Origin of the sequence: Polynucleobacter sp. MWH-Jannik1A5, assembly GCF_018881795.1 — a bacterium.
Classification (GTDB): domain Bacteria; phylum Pseudomonadota; class Gammaproteobacteria; order Burkholderiales; family Burkholderiaceae; genus Polynucleobacter.
Map to the genome: position 1 here is coordinate 110,602 of NZ_JACVPQ010000001.1, position 23,119 is coordinate 133,720.

The 23,119-nt window shown below is 43.7% G+C and carries 28 protein-coding genes; 10 read left to right on the top strand and 18 right to left on the bottom strand.

Going from position 1 to position 23,119, the window contains the following annotated elements; all coding sequences use genetic code 11:
* Positions 1 to 10 precede the first annotated feature (10 nt).
* Positions 11 to 1,822 (bottom strand): AsmA family protein, encoded by a 1,812-nt coding sequence (locus ICN23_RS10065; protein WP_216230444.1) that lies wholly within the window; start codon positions 1,820 to 1,822, stop codon positions 11 to 13.
* Positions 1,823 to 1,888: 66 nt separating this feature from the next.
* Here ICN23_RS10065 and ICN23_RS00500 point away from each other — a divergent pair, with 66 nt between their 5' ends.
* Positions 1,889 to 2,233, top strand: coding sequence for a zinc ribbon domain-containing protein YjdM (locus ICN23_RS00500; protein ID WP_216230445.1), 345 nt, complete (start codon positions 1,889 to 1,891; stop codon positions 2,231 to 2,233).
* Positions 2,234 to 2,269: 36 nt separating this feature from the next.
* Here ICN23_RS00500 and ICN23_RS00505 read toward each other — a convergent pair whose 3' ends face one another.
* Positions 2,270 to 2,485, bottom strand: a complete 216-nt coding sequence (locus ICN23_RS00505) for a YdcH family protein (RefSeq protein WP_216230446.1) — start codon at positions 2,483 to 2,485, stop codon at positions 2,270 to 2,272.
* A 217-nt stretch (positions 2,486 to 2,702) separates the two neighbouring features.
* Between ICN23_RS00505 and ICN23_RS00510 the strand changes: the two genes are divergently transcribed.
* Positions 2,703 to 3,581, top strand: a complete 879-nt coding sequence (locus tag ICN23_RS00510; protein WP_216230447.1) for a hypothetical protein — start codon at positions 2,703 to 2,705, stop codon at positions 3,579 to 3,581.
* A gap of 35 nt (positions 3,582 to 3,616) precedes the next feature.
* On the opposite strand, the gene ICN23_RS00515 is transcribed toward ICN23_RS00510, so the two are convergent.
* Entirely contained in the window at positions 3,617 to 3,874 is a 258-nt protein-coding gene (locus tag ICN23_RS00515; protein WP_216230448.1) for a hypothetical protein, read from the bottom strand.
* 183 nt (positions 3,875 to 4,057) lie between these two features.
* Here ICN23_RS00515 and ICN23_RS00520 point away from each other — a divergent pair, with 183 nt between their 5' ends.
* Complete coding sequence (locus ICN23_RS00520) at positions 4,058 to 4,336, top strand: serine/threonine protein kinase (protein ID WP_216230449.1); 279 nt, start codon at positions 4,058 to 4,060, stop codon at positions 4,334 to 4,336.
* Positions 4,336 to 5,109 carry a polyphosphate kinase 2 gene (gene ppk2 / locus ICN23_RS00525; protein WP_216230450.1) on the top strand — a complete coding sequence of 258 codons (774 nt, stop codon included), beginning with the start codon at positions 4,336 to 4,338 and terminating at the stop codon, positions 5,107 to 5,109. Before ICN23_RS00520 ends, ppk2 (ICN23_RS00525) begins: the two co-directional genes overlap by 1 nt.
* A gap of 6 nt (positions 5,110 to 5,115) precedes the next feature.
* On the opposite strand, the gene ppk2 (ICN23_RS00530) is transcribed toward ppk2 (ICN23_RS00525), so the two are convergent.
* Together ppk2 (ICN23_RS00530) and ICN23_RS00535 are read right to left on the bottom strand one after the other, a co-directional pair.
* Positions 5,116 to 6,021 carry a polyphosphate kinase 2 gene (ppk2, locus tag ICN23_RS00530; RefSeq protein ID WP_216230451.1) on the bottom strand — a complete coding sequence of 302 codons (906 nt, stop codon included), beginning with the start codon at positions 6,019 to 6,021 and terminating at the stop codon, positions 5,116 to 5,118.
* 50 nt (positions 6,022 to 6,071) lie between these two features.
* Positions 6,072 to 6,860, bottom strand: a complete 789-nt coding sequence (locus ICN23_RS00535) for a 1-acyl-sn-glycerol-3-phosphate acyltransferase (RefSeq protein WP_216230452.1) — start codon at positions 6,858 to 6,860, stop codon at positions 6,072 to 6,074.
* A gap of 104 nt (positions 6,861 to 6,964) precedes the next feature.
* On the opposite strand from ICN23_RS00535, the gene ICN23_RS00540 reads away from it, so the two are divergent.
* From ICN23_RS00540 to ICN23_RS00555, 4 genes are read left to right on the top strand one after another with little or no spacing between them, the layout of a single operon-like run.
* The gene (locus tag ICN23_RS00540) at positions 6,965 to 7,774 is read left to right on the top strand and encodes a UDP-2,3-diacylglucosamine diphosphatase (RefSeq protein ID WP_370624738.1); all 810 of its coding nucleotides are present in this window, start codon (positions 6,965 to 6,967) and stop codon (positions 7,772 to 7,774) included.
* The gene (locus ICN23_RS00545; RefSeq protein WP_216230453.1) at positions 7,771 to 8,799 is read left to right on the top strand and encodes a glycosyltransferase family 1 protein; all 1,029 of its coding nucleotides are present in this window, start codon (positions 7,771 to 7,773) and stop codon (positions 8,797 to 8,799) included. Before ICN23_RS00540 ends, ICN23_RS00545 begins: the two co-directional genes overlap by 4 nt.
* 12 nt (positions 8,800 to 8,811) lie before the next feature.
* Positions 8,812 to 9,216: a diacylglycerol kinase gene (locus tag ICN23_RS00550; RefSeq protein WP_216230454.1), complete on the top strand. Its 405-nt coding sequence runs from the start codon at positions 8,812 to 8,814 to the stop codon at positions 9,214 to 9,216.
* 40 nt (positions 9,217 to 9,256) lie between these two features.
* On the top strand, positions 9,257 to 10,180 hold the full coding sequence (locus ICN23_RS00555) for a GNAT family N-acyltransferase (protein ID WP_216230455.1): 924 nt from the start codon (positions 9,257 to 9,259) through the stop codon (positions 10,178 to 10,180).
* Between the two features lie 65 nt (positions 10,181 to 10,245).
* Here ICN23_RS00555 and ppx read toward each other — a convergent pair whose 3' ends face one another.
* Both ppx and ICN23_RS10070 read right to left on the bottom strand, forming a co-directional pair.
* The gene (gene ppx / locus ICN23_RS00560) at positions 10,246 to 11,808 is read right to left on the bottom strand and encodes an exopolyphosphatase (RefSeq protein WP_216230456.1); all 1,563 of its coding nucleotides are present in this window, start codon (positions 11,806 to 11,808) and stop codon (positions 10,246 to 10,248) included.
* A 112-nt stretch (positions 11,809 to 11,920) separates the two neighbouring features.
* Positions 11,921 to 12,130, bottom strand: a complete 210-nt coding sequence (locus ICN23_RS10070; protein WP_370624739.1) for a GDCCVxC domain-containing (seleno)protein — start codon at positions 12,128 to 12,130, stop codon at positions 11,921 to 11,923.
* 144 nt (positions 12,131 to 12,274) lie between these two features.
* On the opposite strand from ICN23_RS10070, the gene ICN23_RS00565 reads away from it, so the two are divergent.
* On the top strand, positions 12,275 to 12,475 hold the full coding sequence (locus ICN23_RS00565; RefSeq protein ID WP_216230457.1) for a hypothetical protein: 201 nt from the start codon (positions 12,275 to 12,277) through the stop codon (positions 12,473 to 12,475).
* Positions 12,476 to 12,478: 3 nt separating this feature from the next.
* Here ICN23_RS00565 and phoR read toward each other — a convergent pair whose 3' ends face one another.
* From phoR to pstS, 7 genes are all read right to left on the bottom strand, one after another.
* Positions 12,479 to 13,777: a phosphate regulon sensor histidine kinase PhoR gene (gene phoR / locus ICN23_RS00570; protein WP_216230458.1), complete on the bottom strand. Its 1,299-nt coding sequence runs from the start codon at positions 13,775 to 13,777 to the stop codon at positions 12,479 to 12,481.
* A 62-nt stretch (positions 13,778 to 13,839) separates the two neighbouring features.
* A complete protein-coding gene (gene phoB / locus ICN23_RS00575; protein WP_215346679.1) occupies positions 13,840 to 14,553 on the bottom strand; it encodes a phosphate regulon transcriptional regulator PhoB in 714 nt (237 codons plus the stop codon).
* A 15-nt stretch (positions 14,554 to 14,568) separates the two neighbouring features.
* Positions 14,569 to 15,276: a phosphate signaling complex protein PhoU gene (gene phoU, locus ICN23_RS00580; protein WP_216230459.1), complete on the bottom strand. Its 708-nt coding sequence runs from the start codon at positions 15,274 to 15,276 to the stop codon at positions 14,569 to 14,571.
* A 12-nt stretch (positions 15,277 to 15,288) separates the two neighbouring features.
* On the bottom strand, positions 15,289 to 16,137 hold the full coding sequence (pstB, locus tag ICN23_RS00585) for a phosphate ABC transporter ATP-binding protein PstB (protein WP_255532665.1): 849 nt from the start codon (positions 16,135 to 16,137) through the stop codon (positions 15,289 to 15,291).
* The gene (pstA, locus tag ICN23_RS00590) at positions 16,134 to 17,000 is read right to left on the bottom strand and encodes a phosphate ABC transporter permease PstA (protein ID WP_216230460.1); all 867 of its coding nucleotides are present in this window, start codon (positions 16,998 to 17,000) and stop codon (positions 16,134 to 16,136) included. The genes pstB and pstA overlap by 4 nt, the downstream gene beginning before the upstream one ends.
* Positions 16,997 to 17,986 (bottom strand): phosphate ABC transporter permease subunit PstC, encoded by a 990-nt coding sequence (pstC, locus tag ICN23_RS00595; protein ID WP_216230461.1) that lies wholly within the window; start codon positions 17,984 to 17,986, stop codon positions 16,997 to 16,999. The genes pstA and pstC overlap by 4 nt, the downstream gene beginning before the upstream one ends.
* Before the next feature lie 86 nt (positions 17,987 to 18,072).
* On the bottom strand, positions 18,073 to 19,095 hold the full coding sequence (gene pstS, locus ICN23_RS00600; RefSeq protein ID WP_216230462.1) for a phosphate ABC transporter substrate-binding protein PstS: 1,023 nt from the start codon (positions 19,093 to 19,095) through the stop codon (positions 18,073 to 18,075).
* A 311-nt stretch (positions 19,096 to 19,406) separates the two neighbouring features.
* Between pstS and ICN23_RS00605 the strand changes: the two genes are divergently transcribed.
* Complete coding sequence (locus ICN23_RS00605) at positions 19,407 to 20,663, top strand: site-specific integrase (protein ID WP_216230463.1); 1,257 nt, start codon at positions 19,407 to 19,409, stop codon at positions 20,661 to 20,663.
* On the opposite strand, the gene ICN23_RS00610 is transcribed toward ICN23_RS00605, so the two are convergent.
* The 4 genes from ICN23_RS00610 to ICN23_RS00625 form a co-directional block, all read right to left on the bottom strand.
* A complete protein-coding gene (locus tag ICN23_RS00610; RefSeq protein WP_216230464.1) occupies positions 20,660 to 21,604 on the bottom strand; it encodes a hypothetical protein in 945 nt (314 codons plus the stop codon). The two genes, ICN23_RS00605 and ICN23_RS00610, sit on opposite strands and share 4 nt — an antisense overlap.
* A 48-nt stretch (positions 21,605 to 21,652) precedes the next feature.
* Entirely contained in the window at positions 21,653 to 22,006 is a 354-nt protein-coding gene (locus ICN23_RS10075) for a M15 family metallopeptidase (RefSeq protein ID WP_216230465.1), read from the bottom strand.
* A complete protein-coding gene (locus ICN23_RS00620) occupies positions 22,003 to 22,539 on the bottom strand; it encodes a hypothetical protein (RefSeq protein ID WP_216230466.1) in 537 nt (178 codons plus the stop codon). The genes ICN23_RS10075 and ICN23_RS00620 overlap by 4 nt, the downstream gene beginning before the upstream one ends.
* Positions 22,540 to 22,722: 183 nt before the next feature.
* Positions 22,723 to 23,109: a hypothetical protein gene (locus ICN23_RS00625; RefSeq protein WP_216230467.1), complete on the bottom strand. Its 387-nt coding sequence runs from the start codon at positions 23,107 to 23,109 to the stop codon at positions 22,723 to 22,725.
* Between the last annotated feature and the right edge of the window lie 10 nt (positions 23,110 to 23,119).

The following is a 23,119-nucleotide window of genomic DNA, read 5'->3' on the forward strand; positions in this document are numbered from 1 at the left end:
TTAGCTTTTCCTATTTGCTTACTGAATAGATATCCGACCAAGAGTGCAGCGCTGTTTTGCAAGGCTGCGACTTGGTTGCCAAAGATTTAGCATTTTCGGCAGCGATACTAATTCCCCCAGTCAAGAAGCCTAGTCCGATCGAGACAGCGCTATTGACTACTCCCACCTTATTTACGCCAGCCTGAGGGTTTTGCAATGTCCCCTCAATCTTAACAAGGCCCCCTAGATCAACGCCGGTGGTCAAGCCTGACTTTTCTTTTGGATTGATATTGAGATTTAAGGCTTCGCTCGCGAGATTTATTGAGCCAGATAGCGTGATGTTGAGTCGGTCTGTTTCTGCGCCAATGGAATCTTGAATATTAATCATCCCGTTATTGACCGGCAAATAGGCAACAGCACATTCCAAAATAGTTTGGGTAGAATTTTTCCGCATTGGGTTAACTGCATCTAATACTGTAACGACAAAGTCTCCGCCTTTATTAATCAGCTTTGAATCTATTTTTCCTTGCCCTACTGAAATCTGAATTGCACCAGTGGCACTGCTAGCGAGTTGATGGGGGCTTACGCCACTTCCTCGTAAATTCCAGGCTATCCGAGTATCACCTCCTGAAACTTTGGCACTCGAATCCGTAGTCGCAATAATTTGCTCCAAACTAAAGTCTTTAGCTAGGCCCTTAAGAGACACCTTGGGAGCTGATCCATCAAAACCACCAATGGAGATTTGTGCATGAGCACTGCCCTTGCCAAGATTAAAACTGACATCATTTGCATCGATGCTGTTTTTCTTAAATTGCAGTGTCGTTTTAAAGTTCGTAAATGGGACTTGTCCTGGTATACCTAGCTCAGCAATATTGATATTGATAGACCCGTCAGCCAAAGGCAATACATCAAATGGCAGCGACTCATCTGAGAAGAAATATTTACCTTGGGCTTTATGCGTACTTAAAGAGGTAGAACTTCCAGCTTTGCCAGCAATGGCAGCGGACCCAGCTAATGGGGCTAAATCAAAGGATTTGGAATTTAAATCAATCCTAAATTGTGGCAAAACCTGAGGCTTCTTATCAATTTCTCCCTTAATGGCAAGCGTTTTCCCATTTAAGGTGAGAGCTAAATCCAGATCCATCTTTACCGGAGACTGATCCCAGGCAAAGTATGCGTTACGTATCGAACCCGTTTTACCTTGCAGGGTAGCGGTGTAATTGGCATATTGCAGTTCGATCAGCACCGTGGATTTCCCGTCGCTACTACCAAAAGATAATTTTGGAAAATGGATAACTTTTGCAGTTTTATTGCCGTCTTGGTAGCGGATGATAGCTTCGGCAACATCAATTGCTTTAAAAGATACGAACGGGTTATTGTCAGCATCACTCATCGACGTCTGGGCCGATGTTGGGCTTGCTGCGCCATTGGTAGCCAACACTGGCGGGGTGAAATTCCAATTACCCTCTCCGGCTTTATTGGTTTGCAGGTTGGCTTCTAATCCTTTGACGCCTATTCTGCTGATCTCAACACTACCCTTCAGCAAAGGGAGCGTTCTGATATCTAACTCAATTTGCTGGAATGTCAGCATATCGGGATTACTTGCCCAAGAGGTATTACTTAAAGATACCTGCTCTGCCTTCACGCTGATCACTGGAAACAGATTTAGACTCACAGACCCACTGATTTTGAGATCACGGCCAGTAGCGTCTTTGACCGAGGAGCTGAGAAGCTTCGTGAGTTGCGTGGGATTAATGAAGGATGCTGCATACCAAGCACCTAAGCCCGCCAACAAAAGGAAGGCGATAAAGGCAATCAGGGAAATCTTTAGAACTTTGTTCACCCGACCATTCTAAAGCGACTATAGGCAATCGGATGCTGCTTATCACCCCTAGACTAAAATAAGCTTATGAGTACAGATAATTTACCGAAGTGTCCTGCCTGCCAGGAAGACATGACCTACCCTGATGGGGAGAATTACGTTTGCGCCCAATGTGGCCATGAATGGCCTATAGCTGCAGCCACAGAAGAAATAGAGGCTGGATTGATCGTGAAGGATGCCAATGGCAACCTCTTAGTTGACGGCGATACGGTGACCCTGATTAAAGACCTCAAAGTGAAGGGCTCATCTACAACCCTCAAGGTTGGCACCAAAATCAAGGGTATTCGTTTGGTCTCTGGCGACCACGAGGTAGATTGCAAAACAGAGGCTGGCAATATGCTGCTTAAGGCCTGCTTTCTGAAGAAAGCCTAGATCCAGTTTCAATCTAGGCTTTTCAGTAGAATTGACTTAAGCGCTCGCCTTTTTGAGGACTGCGTAGATCTGGTCCTTCAATAAAAGCTTTTCCTTCTTCAAAATCTCAATTTCTTCAGGAGTGCTTGGCTCCGTATGAGCCTCCATACGCAGGATCTTCTGATCTAAATTATTGTGTTTATCAAATAAATGCGAAAAGTGACGATCTGACGTTTTCAACTTAGTAATGAGTTCGCGATATTCAGGAAACATAGACCCTCTTCATATTTGGTTTATCAAAACTACTCAAACTTAGTTTAGCAACCCTCTATTCCAAGAACAATCTTTTTTGACATCTTTTTGTTTTACCCCATCCCCTTGTAATTCGCCGGAAAAACCCCATATAGCAAAGGCGAATTCCTTAGGGAAATTGCAGTAATATCAGCTAGTGCATTAAGCACAATAACTACCAAAAGAAGGGTAATAGACCATGGCTACAAAGAAGTCTCCAGCAAAAAAGAAAGTAGCTACCAAGGTGGTAACAAAAGCCCCTGCAAAAAAAGCTGTCAAGAAAGTTGCTACTAAGAAAGTCGCAAGCAAAAAGACAGTAAAAAAGGTAGTGAAAAAACCAGCAGCGAAGAAAGTCGCTGCAAAGAAGCCTGCAACTAAAAAAGTAGCAGCTAAGAAATCAACGGTAAAGAAACCTGCGGCTAAAAAACCAGCAGCAAAGAAAGTTGCCAAGAAGGCGGTAAAACCAACTTCATCTAAATCACCAAAAGTAGACCAATATGGTCTTGAGCAAGATGACGAGTTTTACGGTTTGTATTTTGCGAAGTCCACTAAAAAGGGACTGGTTGAAGTGAAGCCTTGCACCTTCTCATTAATGTATTGGTGGAAAGGCTTGCTTGGCTACCCTGACATGATCGAGATCTCTAAAGGAAGCAATACTGCGATGTTGCAGTTTGAGTCTACTTTTGGTGGTGGCGATTCTGGTGAGACTGAATTAACTGAAAAAGATGTGCTAGATATTGATCACATCATTGAAGTGGATGAAGAAGAAATGATGATCTCCCTCTACTCTTATGTGCCTATCCCAGTTCCCGAGAAATTAGTTGGTGCTGTTAGCCTGGCTATCTTGAACATCAACCCAGAAACTCGCTATGGCAGCCTAGAGCTTTGCTCAACCGAGAATGAAGAAGGCGAAACAGAGCACTTCTTGCGCTATCGTGCAGCAACCTATTTGCGTGGCATCAAGTCAGGCAAAGTAGAAGCGATTGAGAGCATGGTAACTAACGGATCCGAGTTCTTCGGTCTTGCTTTAGATGCGATGTGCGTAAACAAATCGATTAAGAAGTGGCTGCTAAGCTAATTTAATCAAAAAGATGGCGGAGTAACTGTCCGCCACTATCTGCAAAGATAGATATAAGTTAAGGGAAAACGGTCATTGACCGTTTTTCTGCTTTCTAGAATCGTCACTGTTCTTTTACCCTGCTTTTTACATTCCATGAGAGCAGCTTCTTGAGCATCTGTCTCTTTTGAATTTTTGGGTGCATGTACTCCAATCGTGCCATCTGACTGTTGATAGACACCAAATTCACTTTGTGGCGTTGAGCAAGCTACCAATAGCAGAGCGATGGTAATAAGGGCGTAATGACGTGTCATTTATAGCGAAACCTTTAGGGTAGAAAGTATAGATATTCTAGGTCACTACGCATTAGAGCCGCATATAAGGTAGCTAACCGTCACAAAAGTGTCATATACGCTTGAAATTGATGTATTTAAAACGTAGGATGGACTAAATAGTAAAGATTTACTAATAGCCCATAAATAAAAATAAGGAAAATCATGAGCCAAAAAAAACTGGTGAAGCAATTATTGAAAAAGCTCGATAAATTAGAGTCCGATAGAGAAAAGCTCATCGATAAGCTAGCAAAAGCTTTAGATAAGCTAGAGAAAAAAGTCGCCGATAAGAAGACTCCCACTAAGAAATCAACTGCAGCAAAAAAGGTACCTGCTAAAAAGACCCCAACAAAGAAGGTTGCTGCAAAGAAGACTCCTGCAAAAAAGGCGCCTGCTAAAAGAGCAGTGGCTAAAAAGCCCGCGGTCAATAGCGAAGCAAGTTAATGGGTCACAAAAACAAAGAAAAGCTGGAGGATTCTAGTTACAACTCCGAACTTCGCCAATTGCAAATTGAGTTGGTGAAGCTGCAAAACAGCCTCATCAAAAATGGTGATCAGATCCTGGTCATACTAGAAGGTCGAGATACAGCGGGTAAAGATGGGACCATTAAAGCCATCACAGAACATCTGAGCCCACGTGAAACTCGTATTGTTGCGCTTGGTAAACCATCGGATAGCGAATCTGCAGAGTGGTACTTTCAGAGATATGTGGCACAACTACCCAAACAAGGTGAGTTTGTCCTATTCAACCGCAGCTGGTACAACCGAGCTGGCGTTGAACGGGTTATGAATTTCTGCACCAAAGCTCAATACGTTAATTTCATTGAAACCGTAAATGACTTTGAGTCTATCCTAGCAAGCTCAGGGATCACTATCTTGAAATACTATCTAGATATTTCCAAGAAAGAGCAGGCTTTGCGTCTTAAAGCCAGGGAAAATGATCCTCTAAAGCAGTGGAAGATTAGCCCTATTGATCAGCAAGCGCAGAAAAATTGGAATGCCTACAGCAAATGTAGAAATGAAATGCTAGAAAAAACTAGTCCTAAAGATGCGCCCTGGACAATCGTAAAAGCTAACGACAAGAAACTGACTCACTTAAATTTAATTCGAGATTTACTCTCTAGAGTTTCTTACCCAGGAAAAGATAAGTCACTTTTGAAGACAGATAAAGAAATCGCCTTTAAATGGGATGGCGATTTATCTAAACTCGAAAAATAAAATTCCTTAGAAGACCTCAGGTACGTACATTTTCTGAGGCACTGGCCCTCGGAGATAGTCTGGGTTATGAACTCGCTTAGGCAAAGTAATCACAGGATGATCAATTTCTTGATAGGGAATTTGACTTAACAAGTGGGTTATGCAGTTTAAGCGCGCCTTTTTCTTATCATTGGCAGCTACCACCCACCACGGCGCCTCTGGAATATGCGTACGCTCAAGCATCGTTTCTTTTGCCTTGGTGTAGGCCTCCCAAAGCCTTCTTGCCTCGAGATCCATTGGGCTTAGTTTCCATTGCTTAAGTGGATCATGAATACGCATCATGAAGCGGTTGTACTGCTCATCATCAGATATTGAGAACCAGTACTTAATTAAGATAATGCCTGAGCTAATCATCATCCGCTCAAGATCAGGAACTGTTCTTAAGAACTCTTCGTATTCTTCATCATTACAAAACCCCATCACCTTCTCTACACCAGCACGGTTGTACCAACTTCGATCGAATAGAGCGATCTCACCACCAGCAGGCAAATGAGAAATGTATCTTTGGAAGTACCACTGCGTCTTTTCACGCTCATTAGGCGCGGGTAATGCTACTACCTTACAAACACGGGGGTTTAATCGTTGCGTGATGCGCTTAATGGCTCCGCCCTTACCCGCTGAATCACGACCTTCAAACAAAACTGCTACCTTAAGCTTGTTGGCAACTACCCAGTCTTGCAGCTTTACCAGCTCACCCTGCAGTCTAAATAACTCGCGGAAGTAGACATTGCGTGGAATCTGGGATTTACTGTCACCGTCAGGAGAGAGGCGATCATCATCAAGCTCCATTTCAAGCTCTTCATCCATGCTATCAAGAATCTCTTCTTGAGCACGGCGATACCACTCGGCCATTTCTTTATGCTTAGATGTCATTAGTTTCCACTCCTAGAATACCTTTATAGCTAGGAAAGATGACACTTTTATTACATCAAGGTCTGATAGCCATTTAAATAGCTGGAAATTGCCTCTTGGCTATGCAAGGCTAGCCACTTGCGATCTCTGGGGGCTTCTGGATGCCCTCCAGAAGGAGGCAAAAAAGTTAATTCAACAATCAAGCGATGATTACGCAAAATGCTAGCCATAGACTCTAGCAGCCCCATTTCACCAACAAAGGCTGCAACTTCACTTCTCCTGCCAGTTACTGACGAATAGTAGGCAATCGCCAAAGAATAGACTGGCACATCTGCAGTCACTGCAGATTCAAATAAATTAGGCTTAAATGGCAAAACACTCTCCCCTATTGTGGAAGTGCCCTCCGGAAAGATGCAGACAGATTGTGTTTGAAGAACCTTAGAAACCTCTCCCGCAATGTGCTTACCATGTCGGGAATTGTCTCGCTTGATAAACACCGTACCCACTTGTTTTGCCATCCAGCCAAAAATCGGCCACCCCTCTACATCTGACTTTGCAACAAAACAAATGGGGTTAAAAGCATTAATTGCGTGGATATCCATCCAAGAAATATGGTTCGAAGCAAGCAGGAATGGAGTATTTGGAAGAATTGCTTGATTTTTTAACCTTAGCTCGATGCCAAAAATATTTAGCAATCTTTTTGACCAAGCCTGAATCAGTTGATTTTTCCTTTTTTGATCTGCAAAAGGGAACTGAAAAGACAAAGTAGCCAAGCCAGCGATCACGTGAGCCCATACCAGAACCCAACACCAAGCTACTGATGTATTTCTCGATTGATTTAAGGAATGCTTCTTGCTCATATGGATTAGCAATATAAATCAAATTCCAATAATTATTGCATCGTCATAAAACTGCCTCAGAACTGTCATGCTGCTTTCACACTCCATTGGCTTAATACTGTTTCATGATGCATTACAAAGCTATCTGGATTTCAGATGTACACCTAGGAACATCAGGGTGTCAGGCAAACTACCTTCTCGATTTTCTTAAGCATAACGAGGCCGAGAAATTCTATCTAGTAGGCGACATTATTGATGGCTGGAGACTTAAGAAGTCATTCTACTGGCCCCAATCACACAATGACGTAGTACAAAAACTCCTGCGTAAGGCTCGCAAAGGAAGTGAAGTCATCTACGTTCCAGGCAATCATGATGAAAGCGCCAGACAATTTTTTGGACTCTCGTTTGGTGATGTCAAGGTAGTTGAAGAGGTAATCCATACAACCGTCGATGGTAGAAAACTATGGGTAACTCATGGCGATCAATTTGATGGAGTAATGCAATACGCCAAGTGGCTGGCCTATGTTGGCGACACCATGTATTCATTCATTCTTTACGTCAACCGCTACTTCAACATGCTCCGCGCCAAGATGGGCTTGCAGTATTGGTCTCTGTCTCAATACCTCAAGCACCAGGTAAAAAACGCAGTCAGCTATATCGCAGATTTTGAGCACATTATGGCCAGAGAAGCTCGCCTAAGAGGTTGTGATGGTGTTGTGTGTGGGCATATTCACAAGGCAGAAATTCGCGAAATCGATGGCTTGCTGTACTGCAATGATGGTGATTGGGTCGAAAGCCTCACCGCCCTGGTTGAAACACACACTGGTGAACTCAAAATTATTCATTGGACGCACATTAAAGGTGAGCCAATTGAAGTCCCTCAAATTACCCCTCAACCTGCCGTTCAAATACTTATTAAAGAGGCTGCGCTATGAAAATTATGATCATTACCGATGCATGGGATCCACAGGTGAACGGCGTTGTTCGCACTCTCAAACAAACCCGCGCGGAATTAATTGCCATGGGTCATGAGGTGGAGATGATCACCCCAACCGGTTTTAAATCCATTCCATGCCCAACCTATCCTGATATCGCCTTATCTCTCTTTCCAGGCAAAGAGGTGGCACGTCGAATTAAAGAGTTTGCGCCTGATGCCATGCATATCGCCACCGAAGGTCCCTTGGGATTATCTGCTCGCGCTTACGCAGTAAAAAATCGCCTGCCATTTTCTACCGCATATCACACCCGTTTTCCTGAGTACGTTAAGGCACGTACAGGCATTCCATTGGCAATTACCTACGCCTTTATTCGCTGGTTTCATGGTCGATCAATGGCGGTCATGGCGCCAACAATCGTAGTTAAGGATGACCTTGAAAAATACGGGCTAAAGAATGTTGTGTTGTGGTCAAGGGGTGTTGATCTTGATATTTTCAAGATACAAGAATCAAAAGCATTAAATACAGCGCACCCTATTTTCTTATACGTAGGACGTGTAGCGGTCGAAAAGAATATCAATGCATTTTTGGAAATTGATTTGCCAGGTTCAAAGTGGGTAGTAGGAGACGGTCCGGCTCTGGCTGGAATAAAAGAAAAATATCCAGAAGTGAACTATCTGGGAGTACTGCAACAACATGAGCTAGCAAAAGTGTATACAGCTGCAGATGTATTTGTATTTCCAAGCAAGACCGATACGTTTGGTCTAGTTTTATTGGAAGCAATGGCATGCGGTACGCCTGTGGCAGCGTATCCAGTCACGGGCCCTATTGATGTACTAGGAAATTCAAATTCAGGTGCAATGAATGAAGATCTGCGAGAGGCTTGCATTCAGGCACTTAAGATTCCACGTGAAGTTGCACGTGCCCATGCTGAGAAATTTTCCTGGCGCGCGGCTTCTGAGCAGTTTGCTCAACACCTAAAGCCTGTGCTAACGCCAGAAGTTCACGTCACTGCATTAGCTTAAAGAAAGTTATTCGTGAACTTCCCTTACCACGTTGACCAGAACCCACATAAGGGCAACAGAGGCCTTACTAGAGCATGGCATGCAGCTAAGAACTCATGGTGCGGATTGGTATACGCCTTCCGAGAAGAAAGTGCCTTTCGACAAGAGCTTACCCTGCTTTTATTGCTAACGCCTATTGCACTTGCATTACCAATATCGCTTTTTGAAAAGTCATTTCTAGTTGCCTCCCTGGTAATGGTGCTCGTCATTGAGCTACTGAATTCTAGTGTAGAGGCGGCGATAGATCGAATTTCTTTTGAGCACCACGATCTTTCCAAACGTGCAAAAGATTTTGGCAGTGCTGCCGTCATGCTTGCTCTATTCGTAGCCACTCTTCTTTGGGCTGCAGTTTGCGCTCCTTTAATTGTCAATATCTAAATGCACAAGCTATTAAAACATTCACTTACTGAGGCTAGTTATGTCTGATATCCCCAATCCAATCGGATCATTTGAGATTTTTCCACCCAAGAAAGTCAAGGCGCTTAAAAGAAATAAGCCCAATACCTTCAAAAAACTCTCTAAGAAGATAGCTAAAAAGCTATTTGGAAAGAAATTTGTTACAAAGACAAGAGCTGAACCTAGAGAAGCGACAATAACTCCTGCGGTACAGATTGATAAACCCAAAAAACCGGCTTTTCAGATTATTTGGGCAAACACCCCTGGTGAAATTAAAGAAGCCCAGAGATTGCGGTATAAAGTTTTTGCTGAAGAGATGGGGGCGAAGCTACCGATGAATGCAGAAGGTCTCGATGTTGATGAATTCGACGCCTACTGCGACCATCTATTAATTCGTGATCAAGACAGCCTAAAGGTCGTAGGCACCTACCGCGTGCTACCTCCACATAAGGCCCAAGAAATTGGACGCCTCTATTCTGATTCTGAATTTGACCTCTCTCGCCTTGACCATCTGCGCCCTAAATTAGTTGAATTAGGTAGGTCTTGCGTTCACCAAGACTATCGCTCAGGCGCGGTGATCATGGCTCTTTGGAGTGGCCTGGCACAGTATATGCAAAAGAACGGCTATGAAATCATGTTGGGATGCGCCAGCATCCCCATGGCTGATGGCGGACACTTTGCAGCGAGTCTTTATAACTCCCTCGGCAATGATCAAATGGCGCCTACAGAATTCCACGCCTTCCCACGTCTACCACTTCCTTTGGACAAGTTAAATGGGGGCTTAGATGTTCAGCCTCCTCCTTTGATTAAGGGCTACCTCAAGCTCGGAGCCAAAATTTGCAGTGCCCCTGCCTGGGATCCAGACTTTAATACTGCTGATCTGTTAACAATGTTGAGACTATCTGAAATTAATCCACGTTACGCAAAGCATTTCTTAGGTCTCTAGTTTTAAGGAATGGATTTGTTAGTAAGCCACCTCAGAATGAGGTGGCTTTTTATATGTAGCTTGAGTTACTTAAAGCTAACTTGATAGGAGCGGCCGACTCTTTCCCACTCTGCAGCCTCTTTTAAAAGACTAAATTCTGTCAAAGGGTGTTCGGCAGCCCACTCTTTAGAAAGACTCACCAGGTAGGAGCCTTCATGCTCTGAAACTTTTACCTTTGGAATGCTAGTGTCATTTCGACCGCGACAAAGAACTTGAGCAAGCCTCAAACAAAAGAGCATGCGCCAGTCTTCAAAGCCGTGATTATTGGCCAACTTACCAAGTTTTCCGGTATGGCCAATTAATAAAGCAGCAAGTCTTGCCTGGTCATTCTTGGAAAATCCCGGCATATCGGCATTGCCCGCTATATAGGCAGAGTGCTTGTGATATCCGTTATGGGATATTGATAAACCAATCTCATGGAGATTCGCGGCCCATTGCAATAGAGCAACGTTATCCGCCCTACTTTCAGATTCAGGTTTAGGCAATTGCTGTAAAAAATCAGCTGCTAGTTTGCCCACCCTATCGGCCTGCTCACGATCCACAGCATAGCGTTGCATAAATTGCTCTACGGTGACATAACGCATATCGTGATGCTGAGATCGACCAAGTAAGTCATAAAGAACGCCGCTACGCAATGCGGCGTCCGTCACTTCCATTTCTTCAATACCCAATTCATCGAATGCAGCCAGCATAATTGCTAAGCCTCCAGGCCATACGGCCCTTCTATCATCCTTGAGGCCGATCAACTCAACTTGATTAACATGCTCGTACTTGAGCAGATGCCTTTTGAGATTCTTTAAGCCTTCACGGGTAATGAGACCACTTGCCCCATTGACGCGACCCATCATTAATCCATCGCTATGCCCATTGAAATTATTGCTAGCAATCAATTCTGCCAAAGCTCTAGCAGTTCCAGAGGAGCCGATGACTTGTTTCCAACCGCTTTTTAAATAAGCTCCGGAGATCACCTGTATTTCACGGCGGGCAGCTAGCTCAGCCTCTTTAAAAGCATGAGCATCAATATTTCCTTTGGGGAAAAAACGCAAACTATGTGAGACGCAGCCTATATAAAGACTTTCCATCAACTTTGGCTCGTAACCTTTTCCAATAATGAATTCAGTAGAACCACCACCAATATCAATGACAAGCCTATTACCTTGAATAGCCTGTACCTCATGCGCCGCCCCAATGTAAATGAGACGCGCCTCTTCTACGCCAGCAATCACTTCAATCGGAAAGCCTAAAGCCTCTTGCGCATCTTCAACAAACTGCTGGGCATTTTTAGCAACACGTAATGTATTAGTAGCAACCGCGCGAACATTAGCAGGATCAAATCCACGAATGCGTTCACCAAAACGTCTAATAGCGATTAAGCCCCGTTGATAAGCATCATTACCAAGCAACTTATTTTCCGTTAGTCCTGCGGCCAAACGAACTGTCTCACGCAAGGTGTCTATAGGACGCAGCTGTGTCCCTGACGGCGTATTGACGACTTGGGCTACCAGCATTCGAAAACTATTAGAGCCTAAGTCAACCGCAGCTACAAGGTCTGCGGATATTGCTGAAGGATCTACGGGATTACTGGCCAAAATGTTCCCCAAAAATGGAATGCTGCATCAATTATGTCTATTTTATGTACAAACCATGACATATTGATGAAATCAATACCAAGCCTATCTGGCTGGGGGGAGCAAAGGAATTTTAGGCGGCTAAGTTCTGCTCAGAGCTCAAGCAATCTCGATTACCAAAGCTACACAAAATACAACAATCTCCAGACTTCGGCTTCAAAATTGCACTGCAAGAACGACAGCGATAAAAATGCTGAGCACCTTCCTCCGAGCTAACGATCTCAGAGTTCTGGCAATGGGGGCAAGTAACAATGGCTTGCGGGTACTGGATGGTCTTATTCACAATGCCATACTGAACCAGAATTGTGACAAGAATATGTCAATCACCTGAGTATAGGCAGCAAAAAACTTCATTAAATCTATAAATTCAGACTGTCATATTACTTTGCTAGGATTGGGTCTAACTTAATCCCTGGATTGAATCATTATGAGTAAATATCAATACGAAGATGCTGTAAAGCAATTGCAAGAGTCTGGCAGCATTGGATTGGCTGACCTAAAAAAGCTTCCACACATAGATCTTGTAGAACTACTAGAGGAGATTAAGGTTTGGTGCCTTTATGCCAACGGCAAAGCTGAAAAGCTTCCTAAGGAATCTAAAAAGAAGAAAAAGAAAAAGAAGGAGTGAGAATTAAGCTGAAACTCGCTCTTTAGGGAAGCGAAGCATAAATTTACTGCCCCTACCTGGAGTACTTTCAATCACTAGCTGAGCTTGATGCCGGTTGGCAATATGCTTCACAATGGCCAAGCCCAAACCTGTACCACCCGTATCCCTTGATCTACTCCGGTCAACACGATAAAAGCGCTCCGTTAGCCTTGAAAGATGCTCAGATGCAATGCCTGGGCCAGTATCTGATACCGAGAATTCCCCCTGCCCTTGTTCGTTAACCTTCCACTCCACCGAAATTGCACCCACGTCCGGGGTGTAGCGAATTGCATTGGAAACCAAGTTACTAAACGCAGAAAGAATCTCTCTTTCATCACCCAATAAATTTTTCGATGAATTCACATCGAAACTTAATGAATGTTTTCCTTGTGAGAGTGCTTCAGCGTCATTTTTAATGAGCGCCATCAAAGTTTCGATTTTCACCACAGTACTTGTAGCTGGCAATGCATTTGACTCGAGATTAGCCAGGGTCAATAGATCCTCAACCAAGCTCTTCATTCTTTGGGCTTGCGACATCATCATGTCTAGGTATTGGTCTTGCTGATCCTTTTTAAGATCTAAAGACTGAACTGTTTCCAGAAAACCCATTAAGACGGTGATTGGCGTACGCATTTCATGCGAAACATTGGCCACGAAATCACGCCGCATGGCATCTGCTTTTTGCAAGTCAGTAACGTCCTGAACTAAAAGAAGATGACGTTTTTGACCAAATGGGAAAGCTTGCAGCATCAAACTTAAGCTACCGTCTGCACCCATGCGCTCCATCAAGAGAGGCTCTTCAAAATTACGCTTATTTAGATACTGTATGAATTCCGGACGTCTAATTAGAAAATTTACACGCTGCATCACATCGCGCTTAAAGATCAATCCAAAAAATCTTTCGGCGATGCTGTTACACCATTCAATTTGATCACTCTCATCAAGCATGACGATGCCATTAGGTGAGGCTTGAAATGCCTCAATAAAATGATCGTGTTGCTGCTCAATACTGCGTATACGCTGCTTTAGATTTCTGACGAGTCGCTGAAGTCTAAAAAATACCTCTTCCCAAAAACCACTTGGCAAAGGCATGTTCTCGACAGAGTCCGCAAGAATGTATTTTCTCAGGCGCGCTAAATTGATGTACGCATACACAAGCGGTATAGAAAGTACTGCAACCCCAGCCGCAATAGCCCACTCTGCGCCCCAGAAAGACAGTACGATAAATGCCGCAATAAATGCGACACAAATGATGACAAAGAATCGGGTTAAAACGGAGAGCATGCTGCAATATTAGAGCATCTCTAATAGCCTCTAGAAAATTCTAGAAAAATGCTTAAAAAGCCTTAAGTTTCCGTTGGGGTCTTAGTAATACGGTAGCCGCTACCGCGGACAGTCTCTACATAGCGGTCGCAATCAAATGGCACCAGCGCCGCCCTTAAACGTTTGATGTGAACGTCAACCGTTCTTTCCTCTATATAGACTTCACTACCCCAAACCTTATCTAATAAACTGCCACGAGAGTGGACTCTCTCAGGGTTGGCCATAAAAAATTGCAGCAAACGAAACTCAGTAGGACCCAAAGCAATTGGTTTAGGCTCCTGATTTGGCCAGACTGCCAATACACGGTGAGAGCTTGGATCTAGCTTTAACGGACCAACAGTCAACGGGCCCGTATCCTCAATAGGAGTCTGCCTTCTTAATATTGCCCTAACCCTTGCCACCAACTCTTTAGGAGAAAAAGGCTTAGTCACATAATCATCCGCACCAGAGTCCAACCCAAGAACCTTATCAGACTCCTCGCTTTTTGCGGTGAGCATCAAGATAGGCAAGCCTTTAGTGCGCTCATTAGCGCGGAGCTCTTTAGCAAACTGCACTCCTGACTTTCCTGGCATCATCCAATCCAGAATAATCAGACTGGGCAATTGATCTTTCATCATCGCCAAAGCCAACTCTGTTTGCATGGCTTTTTCTACTTCATATCCAGCATGTGACAGATTAATCGCAATCAATTCTGCAATTGATGGCTCATCCTCAACTATGAGTATGCGGTGAGTCATTATTCGAGATCCTAATTATTGTCTATTGGCTTCGCGTACTAAATCTTCATGAGGAATATGACGAACATCAGATCCCTTGGCAATATAGATTACGAACTCTGCAATATTTTTTGCATGGTCGCCAATACGCTCAATTGCTTTAGCAATAGTCAGCATATCTAAGCCAGTGCTAATCATATGTGGATCTTCAGACATATAGGTAATGAGCTTACGAACAAAGCCCCTGAACTCCTCGTCAATCTGGCGATCCTCTTGCACCACCTCAGCAGCCGCAATAGTATCCAGACGGGCAAACGCATCAAGACTACGACGCAATAAAGAGATGGCCATTTGACCCGACAACCGAATTTCAGCAACATTAATGTTGTGTGGCAATCCAGATTCAATTAAGCGCTTGGTGCGCTTAGCAACGCGCTCAGCCTCATCACCTGCACGCTCTAAATTGGTAATTGCTTTAGATACTGCCATTACGAGACGTAAGTCACGTGCTGTAGGCTGTCTACGTGCAATCAATTCTGTACAAGCTAAGTCGATCTGAATCTCGAGATCGTTTACCAACTTTTCATTTTCGATCACGACATTACAAGTTTCAGCGTCCATTTGCGTAAAAGCACGCATTGCCGTTGAAATCTGTGATTCAACTAACCCACCCATTTCAAGCAAGCGGCTTGAGAGTGAATTAAGATCTGCGTCGAATTGTGATGATAGGTGTTTATCTGGCATTTATGTCTCCAATTAACCGAAGCGGCCGGTAATGTAATCTTCTGTCTCTTTGCGCTTAGGCTTAATAAATATTTCATCTGTTTTACCGTACTCGATCAAGCTGCCTAGATACATATAGGCTGTGTAATCCGATACGCGCGCTGCTTGTTGCATATTGTGAGTCACAATGGCAATGGTGTAATCATTCTTCAGTTCATGAATCAACTCTTCCACCTTACCGGTTGAAATAGGATCCAAAGCAGATGTGGGTTCATCAAGCAAAATTACTGAAGGCTTTACCGCTACGCCGCGAGCAATGCATAAACGCTGCTGCTGACCACCTGAGAGGGATAAACCACTTTGATTTAATTTATCTTTCACTTCATTCCACAAAGCTGCCTTGTTCAGCGCCCACTCTACGCGCTCATCCATTTCAGAGCGTGAGAGCTTTTCATAAAGACGTACGCCGAAAGCGATGTTTTCATAGATCGACATTGGGAACGGTGTTGGCTTCTGAAAAACCATACCAATTCTTGAGCGAAGTAGATTCAAGTCTTGGCCTGGCTCAAGAATGTTTTGTCCGTAAAAGTTAATCTCACCCTCTGCACGCTGACCTGGGTATAGATCGTACATACGGTTTAACGTTCTCAGAAGTGTCGATTTACCGCAACCTGATGGGCCAATAAAGGCCGTAACCTTGCCTTGCTCAATATCTAAATTGATTTTCTTTAAACCTTGGAATGCGCCATAATAAAAATTCAGATTACGCACTTCAATAGCGTTAATAGCCGCATTTTGTGGTTCTTGATTTACTGTATCCACTACACCCCCTTGACCATCAACCTGATTTAAGTCAAACATTGTTCTCATATTACTCATCATCCCTGTACCTTGTCTCGGAATACCACGCGAGCCAGGATATTTAACCCAAGCACTGCAAATGTAATCAGTAATGCGCCACCCCAAGCAAGCTCAACCCAGTTGTCGTAAGGGCTCATGGCAAACTGGAAAATCACTACCGGTAAATTGGCCATTGGCGCATTCATATTCGTCGAGAAGAATTGATTATTCAGCGCCGTAAAGAGTAAAGGCGCAGTCTCACCGCTGATTCGAGCCAGAGCAAGCAAGATACCGGTCATCACACCGCTCTGAGCGGCGCGAAGAGTAATCATGAAAGCCACTTTCCATTTTGGCGTGCCAAGCGCATAGGCAGCCTCGCGTAAGCTACCCGGAACCAAGCGCAGCATGTTTTCTGTAGTTCTCACTACTACGGGAATAGCAATTAAAGCTAAAGCAATCGTGCCGGCCCAACCAGAAAAGTGTCTAACTTGAGCAACTACGAATGCATACACAAATAAACCAATAACAATAGATGGTGCGGACAACATAATGTCAGTGACAAAACGGGTAATTGCAGCAACTTTGCTTCGATCCCCATACTCTGAAAGATACAGGCCAGCCAATACGCCTACTGGTGTGCTGATGAGTGTGCAGCAACCGATTAACATCAAGCTACCCACAATTGCATTAGCTAGACCGCCGCCATCAGAACCAGGGGCAGGTGTGCTTTGCGTAAATAAATTTAAGCTAAGGGCAGAGAAGCCCTTAAAAACTAAAACGCTCAAAATCCATAGCAAAAAAATCATCCCTAATGCCATAGCACCAGTGGAGAGCATTAAGCCAATTTTGTTTGCTCGCTTACGCCTTGCAAAAATAGCTTGATCAATGTTGGAGATATTATTCATGTCTTTAATCCCTGCTTCTTCTCCATATTACTTAACATCCACTTTGCACAAGCCAGCACTACAAAGGTGATAATAAAAAGCGCTAGACCCAAGGCAAATAAAGAGGATAAGTGGTTACCAATCTCAGCCTCTCCAAACTCATTAGCAAGTGTTGATGCAATTGAAGTGCCGGGAGCAAATAAGGATGGAGATAGGCGATGGGCATTACCAATAACAAAAGTTACTGCCATAGTTTCACCAAGCGCTCTACCTAAACCCAGCATTACGCCGCCAATTACTCCTGCCTTGGTATACGGCAGAACGACATTCTTAACAACTTCCCAGGTTGTGCAGCCAATCCCATATGCAGATTCTTTTAAAACCGGCGGCACAATCTCAAACACATCACGCATCACAGAGGCGATGAATGGGAGAATCATCATTGCCAAAATAAGGCCAGCACACAAGATGCCGATGCCATTAAATGCGCCAGAGAACAAAATGCCTAATCCCGGTATCTTCCCAAGCGTGCCAGCCAGTGCGGGTTGAATGTAATCAGCAAATAATGGAGCAAAAATAAAGAGTCCAAACATCCCGTAGATGATGGATGGAACTGCTGCAAGCAACTCTACCGCTGTACCCAGAGGTCTGCGCAATGCGCTTGGGCATAACTCAGTTAAAAATACTGCAATACCAAAACTTAAGGGCACGGCAATCAGCAATGCTATCAATGAAGTTACCAAGGTTCCATAAATTGCAATAAGGCCGCCAAACTCCCCATTCACAATATCCCATTCTTGGGTGAAGAAAAATCCTGGACCAAATGTGCTTAAAGCAGGCCATGCATTAATCACCAGAGAAATCATAATTCCAACCAGTGCAAGCAAGACCGATAATGCAAAAAATTGGGTGATTCTATGAAACAGAAAGTCCTGAACGCGTTGCACCTTAGCAATGCGAAGAGCTTGAGGCGTCGGCGCTGAGGGGGACTGAGTAGTTTCTTTCATAAGTTACGCTTATTCATATATTGAAACAGCCCCACCCAAGGCGGAGCTGTTTTTAAGGTAGATTTAAGATCGCTAACTATCGAATCTTACTTGGTTACCACCTTTGTAAATACATTCTTACGGATGAAATCAGTAGTCACATCAGGCATTGGCACGTAATCCAATTCTTCGGCCATTTTTTTGCCATCCTTGAAGGCAAAGTCGAAGAACTTTAATACTTCAGCTGCATTTGCTTTATTTTCTGGATTCTTGTAAACCAAGATAAAAGATGCACCAGTGATAGGCCATGATTTAGCACCAGGGGCATTAGTAATAAATGTGCCCATACCAGGTATCTTAGACCAGTCTGTGCCAGCAGCAGCTGCGGCAAAAGTAACGTCGTCAGGCTGAACAAATTGACCGTCTTTATTCTTCAAAGAAACGCTAGTCATTTTATTTTTCTTGGCATATGCATATTCAACGTAACCAATTGCACCTTTAACGCGCGACACGTTTGCAGCAACACCTTCATTGCCCTTACCGCCAACAGATGAGGCTGCAGGCCATTTCACTGCGGCACCCTCACCAACAGCATCTTTCCAGTTTTGACTAACCTTAGCTAAGTAGTTTGTAAAAATAGCTGTAGTGCCAGAACCATCGGCACGATGAACAACGGTAATTGGTAAATCAGGCATCTTCATGCCAGGGTTGTTCAACACAATTCGCTTATCGTTCCAGTTTGTAATAACACCCTGAAAAATATCGGATAAGGTATCTGGGGATAACTTCAACTCATATGGCTTAACACCCTCTACGTTAATGACTGGTACCACGCCGCCAATAATCGCCGGGAATTGAACTAAACCATCTTTTTCTAAGTCATCAAATTTGACTGGGTTATCAGTAGCGCCAAAATCCACTGTTTTGGCTTTGATCTGTTTAATGCCGCCGGAAGACCCAATGGACTGGTAATTCATATTTGAGCCAGTTTTAGCTTTATAAGCTTCTGCCCATTTTGCATAAATTGGGTACGGAAAAGTTGCGCCGGCACCAGTCATATCTGCTGCAAATGCCGCTGGAGCAAGTGAAATGGCTCCTATCACTAGGGCTTTTTTTAGAAAAGATTTCATTTGGTCAGTCCTTACATTAAATATGCGCAACGGCGCGATATAAGAACAATACGGCGGGAATATTACGGTTATATGACAGCCCTAAAACCCCCGTTTTTAGGGGTTTAAAGCCATTTAAGGTCTTGGCGGAGAGGGAGTCAAAAAATTCACCCTCCGTCTAAGTCTACAATTACCCACAAAACCCTTGTAATACATGGCTTACAAGGGTAACCCTACTCCAGTCTAACCCATTCAAGTTCACTAAAATCTACGTTTAACTGGTGGGTACAGTGGTGGGTAGATTGAGCGCAAATCATGATGATAAACAAGGAGTGAAAAGTCCTCGCAAGGCCTCTTTTACTGCACGTGGAATTATCTCAGTTAACAGACCTGGATATCATGCTGATCCTGAAAATAAAGGTCTATATCTTCAAGTTACGCAGACCTCTACCGGCATCTCCCGTAGCTGGATCTTTCGCTTTACTAGCCCAATAACTCTCAAGCGAAGGGAAATGGGAATTGGCCCAATCGAGTCCTTTTCGCTGGCTAACGCTAGATTGAAGGCGTTAGATCTACGTCGCCTCATTCTTGATGGGACTGACCCACTTGAACAAAGAATCGCCAAGCGATCAAATGCTATCGAGGCAAATGTCCATACGATTACCTTTGCAGCTGCTGCAGAAAGATGCATTCAGGCCAAAAAAGTTGAATGGTCGAATAGCAAACATCAAGATCAATGGACCACTACGATAAATAAGTTCGTATCACCCATCATTGGCAAACTAAGAGTCGACCACATAAGCACTAGTCATGTTGTCAGAGTTCTTGAACAAGATATCAAGAACAAAAACGGTGAAGTAGAGGGAACCTTTTGGAATGTGCGCACCGAAACAGCCACAAGAGTTCGCCAACGTATTGAGGTAATTTTTGATTGGTGCAAAGCCCATCAATACATGCAAGGTGAGAATCCAGCACGCTATCAAGGAGCGCTAAGCCATCTTCTGCCTAAGGCAAGCAAGATTAAAAAGAGCATGCACCACCCTGCTCTGCCTTTTCAACGTATTGGGGAATTTGTATCTGATCTGCGTACTCACTCAGGATTCTCAGCTCTTGCGCTAGAGCTATTAATTCTGACTGCGAGCAGAACCAGTGAAGTAATCGAGGCGAAGTGGGATGAGTTTGATATAGAGGCCAAGGTTTGGACGATTCCAGCTGAACGAATGAAGGCTGGTAAAGAGCATCGGGTTCCGTTAAATACTAGGGCAATGGAAATTCTTGGGGGACTCAAAAAAATGCGGGTGAATTCATATTTATTCCCGAGTACCCTACACAAGGATCGCCCGCTATCAAATATGGCTCTGCTCGCCATGATGAGGAAGATGTCAAAGTATGCTGATTATGTCCCGCATGGCTTTAGATCTACCTTCAGGGATTGGGCTGCAGAGACAACGGATTACTCAAATGAAACTGTTGAGCTGGCTTTAGCACATACTATTAAGAACAAGGCTGAGGCTGCTTATAGAAGGCAGGATCAACTTGAGAAGCGAGCAAAATTAATGGAGAAATGGCGAGAATTTATTCTCATCTAATTTTTTAACCGTGAAAAAAATCGTTTTCTTCGCAAGAAAATCAATAAATTCATAAGGCCAAATAGCATTAACGGCACTAGTTCATCCAAAATAATAAGAGCCAAAACAGCATGAACCGTTGTTAATACTTCACTATCCAACACTGAGCTGGCATAAGTCTCATTATCTAGGGGCAAAAACATAAATGATACGTATGCCACGAGCAGACAAAAAATAACAATTACATTTTTAGACGCTCTATAGCCCAATATTTCAATGGATGATAGTTGGAGCTTTTTAAATGCGCTTATTGGATAACCATGAAAAGCGCTATTTACCTTCCAGTCCTCATCAATTGTTCTCCCAAATAAATACTTAAGCGTGCTTCTTATTAACTTAATAAAGACTTCAAAAAATGAATTTTCAGCTGAGTTTTTTAGAGACTCAAATTTGTACTTTAAGCCTCTAAATAAGTGCACGGAATCTACATGATCTCTGAATATTGAATTTAATATATCAATTCCAGAAACTATTACACCCTCTTTAGTGAGAAATATATTTTTCTCAGTGTTATAAAAATACTCACTCGGAAAATCAAGTGAAAAGGGTTGAGGAGACGCATTAGACATTTCTACGGAGTCTTTGGATGGGCACTCTGGATCTTCAAAGTCATAATCCCAATGTTGCGCCCTATAGATACTCATCGTAGCAATACGGCAACGTATTGGAACTAAGTTTGGCTCGTCTGGCTCTATTCGCTTTTTATCAAAAACAACCCAAATGACTGCAACGTTGTCTGGATTTTTATTTGAATATTTAGCTGGCTTATAACGAATCTCCTCTGGATAATTTCGCCGAATAGAGAATCCCGCACCAGCATCAGTAAGAATTACGGGATCATAAAATTCCTTATCACCACCCAGATGGAATTTATCAAGTAATTCTTGACCATTATTGATCATATAAAAACCTTAGTTGTGGATGTAAGCAATGAATATTCATATCTTAGCCTATGGTGATCTCTCAAAGTGAGGAACATCAACAAACCCTTTAAAGTTTCCGCCCCACCTATTCTTTGAACTTAGGCCTTCCCAGTATTCACCAACTGTACGAATCAATTCTTTATCCCAGACTAGCTTTCCATTCCAGAAGAAATTAAGATCGATAGCGCAACGTCTCAGGTGGTTGCTGTTCATAGTTTTTGATCTACCACTTTTGAAGTAGATCTCTTGTTGCTCTGGAGACCTCCAGAGCTCACCACCAGTAACGATCCAACCTTCTGCTGTTGCAAACTGAATAAGACGACTTACATCGATCAAGAATGCAGCTTGCTCCGCAACCAAACCACTCACGCCTTTACTCACGGGGACTCTTCCCTGTTTCTTGAACCATTCATGCGCATCTCAAAGATCTTCTCAACAGACCTTCCCCCAAAATAAGCCAGCATGACTAATTGGCCCCATTCACCTAGAAGCTTTACATAAGCCTCATTGATATCAATTCCCATGGCGGAGAGCAAAGCGAACAAGAGGTAGGCCGTGAGGATGTAAACCAATGTACCTGGACGAATGTTCTTTGATAACTTGGAATCGCTACCCATATCGGATTGCCAGCGCTGCGTGGCATTCACTTGAGAAGCTCGATGCATCTCCGCTAGAAGTTTTGATTCCTCTATCTCCAGTTCCTTTTGCTTGAGCGTGTACTGCAAAAGGAGTTGCTCTTGCTCAACCTCTAGTTGCTTGAGCTTAATGAGGTCTTCCTGACTGGGATTGTCTGGAATACGCGCTCCAATCTTGCTCTCAATAAATTCTTTACCTTTAGCCTGAACCGCACCCGCAAGCAGACCAAGGCCATTGACAGCCAAGATTTGCACTAGAGAGGTAATGATTGGAAGCATGTAATAGATTCTTTATTTGATGCTTGGGATATGGAAGTCCACCGCCCCACTACCGCCTAGGCTTTTCTTCGGTGTAGGCAGTGGGGCGCAGTTACGCGCGCCCACACACCATGGTTACTTCAACACCCGCAGCCGCACCCAAACACCTGCTGCTAGTGGTCGTGGCGATGGCCTTCCCTTCTGCTAGCGTTTCTTGGCACCTTTGCTTTCTTGTATTGGATCTAGCTCGTGAGCTTTTTCTAATGTTTGCTCTTGAACTGGGAGTTTTCCCTCGGCCATTAGCCCCTCTACTATTTCCATTAGGCGATCACCATCATCTTCACCAAAGACTTTTGCCACAACTTCATGGCCATACTTAGCGCATAGACGGTCGTACTCCTGCTCTGGAGTAATAGTGGTCTTTGATGGGCGCTCGAACACCGTGACGTTCTCGCGCCCAAAAAGATTACGAAGGATGTTGGTTTCATACGGCGGTACGTGCACATGGATGGTCGTGAATGCATCCCTGCGCACTACCGCCTCTACCTCTTTTATTTGGAAGTCGCTATGAATGAGTTCTTTTCTGTTCATTTACTTTTCC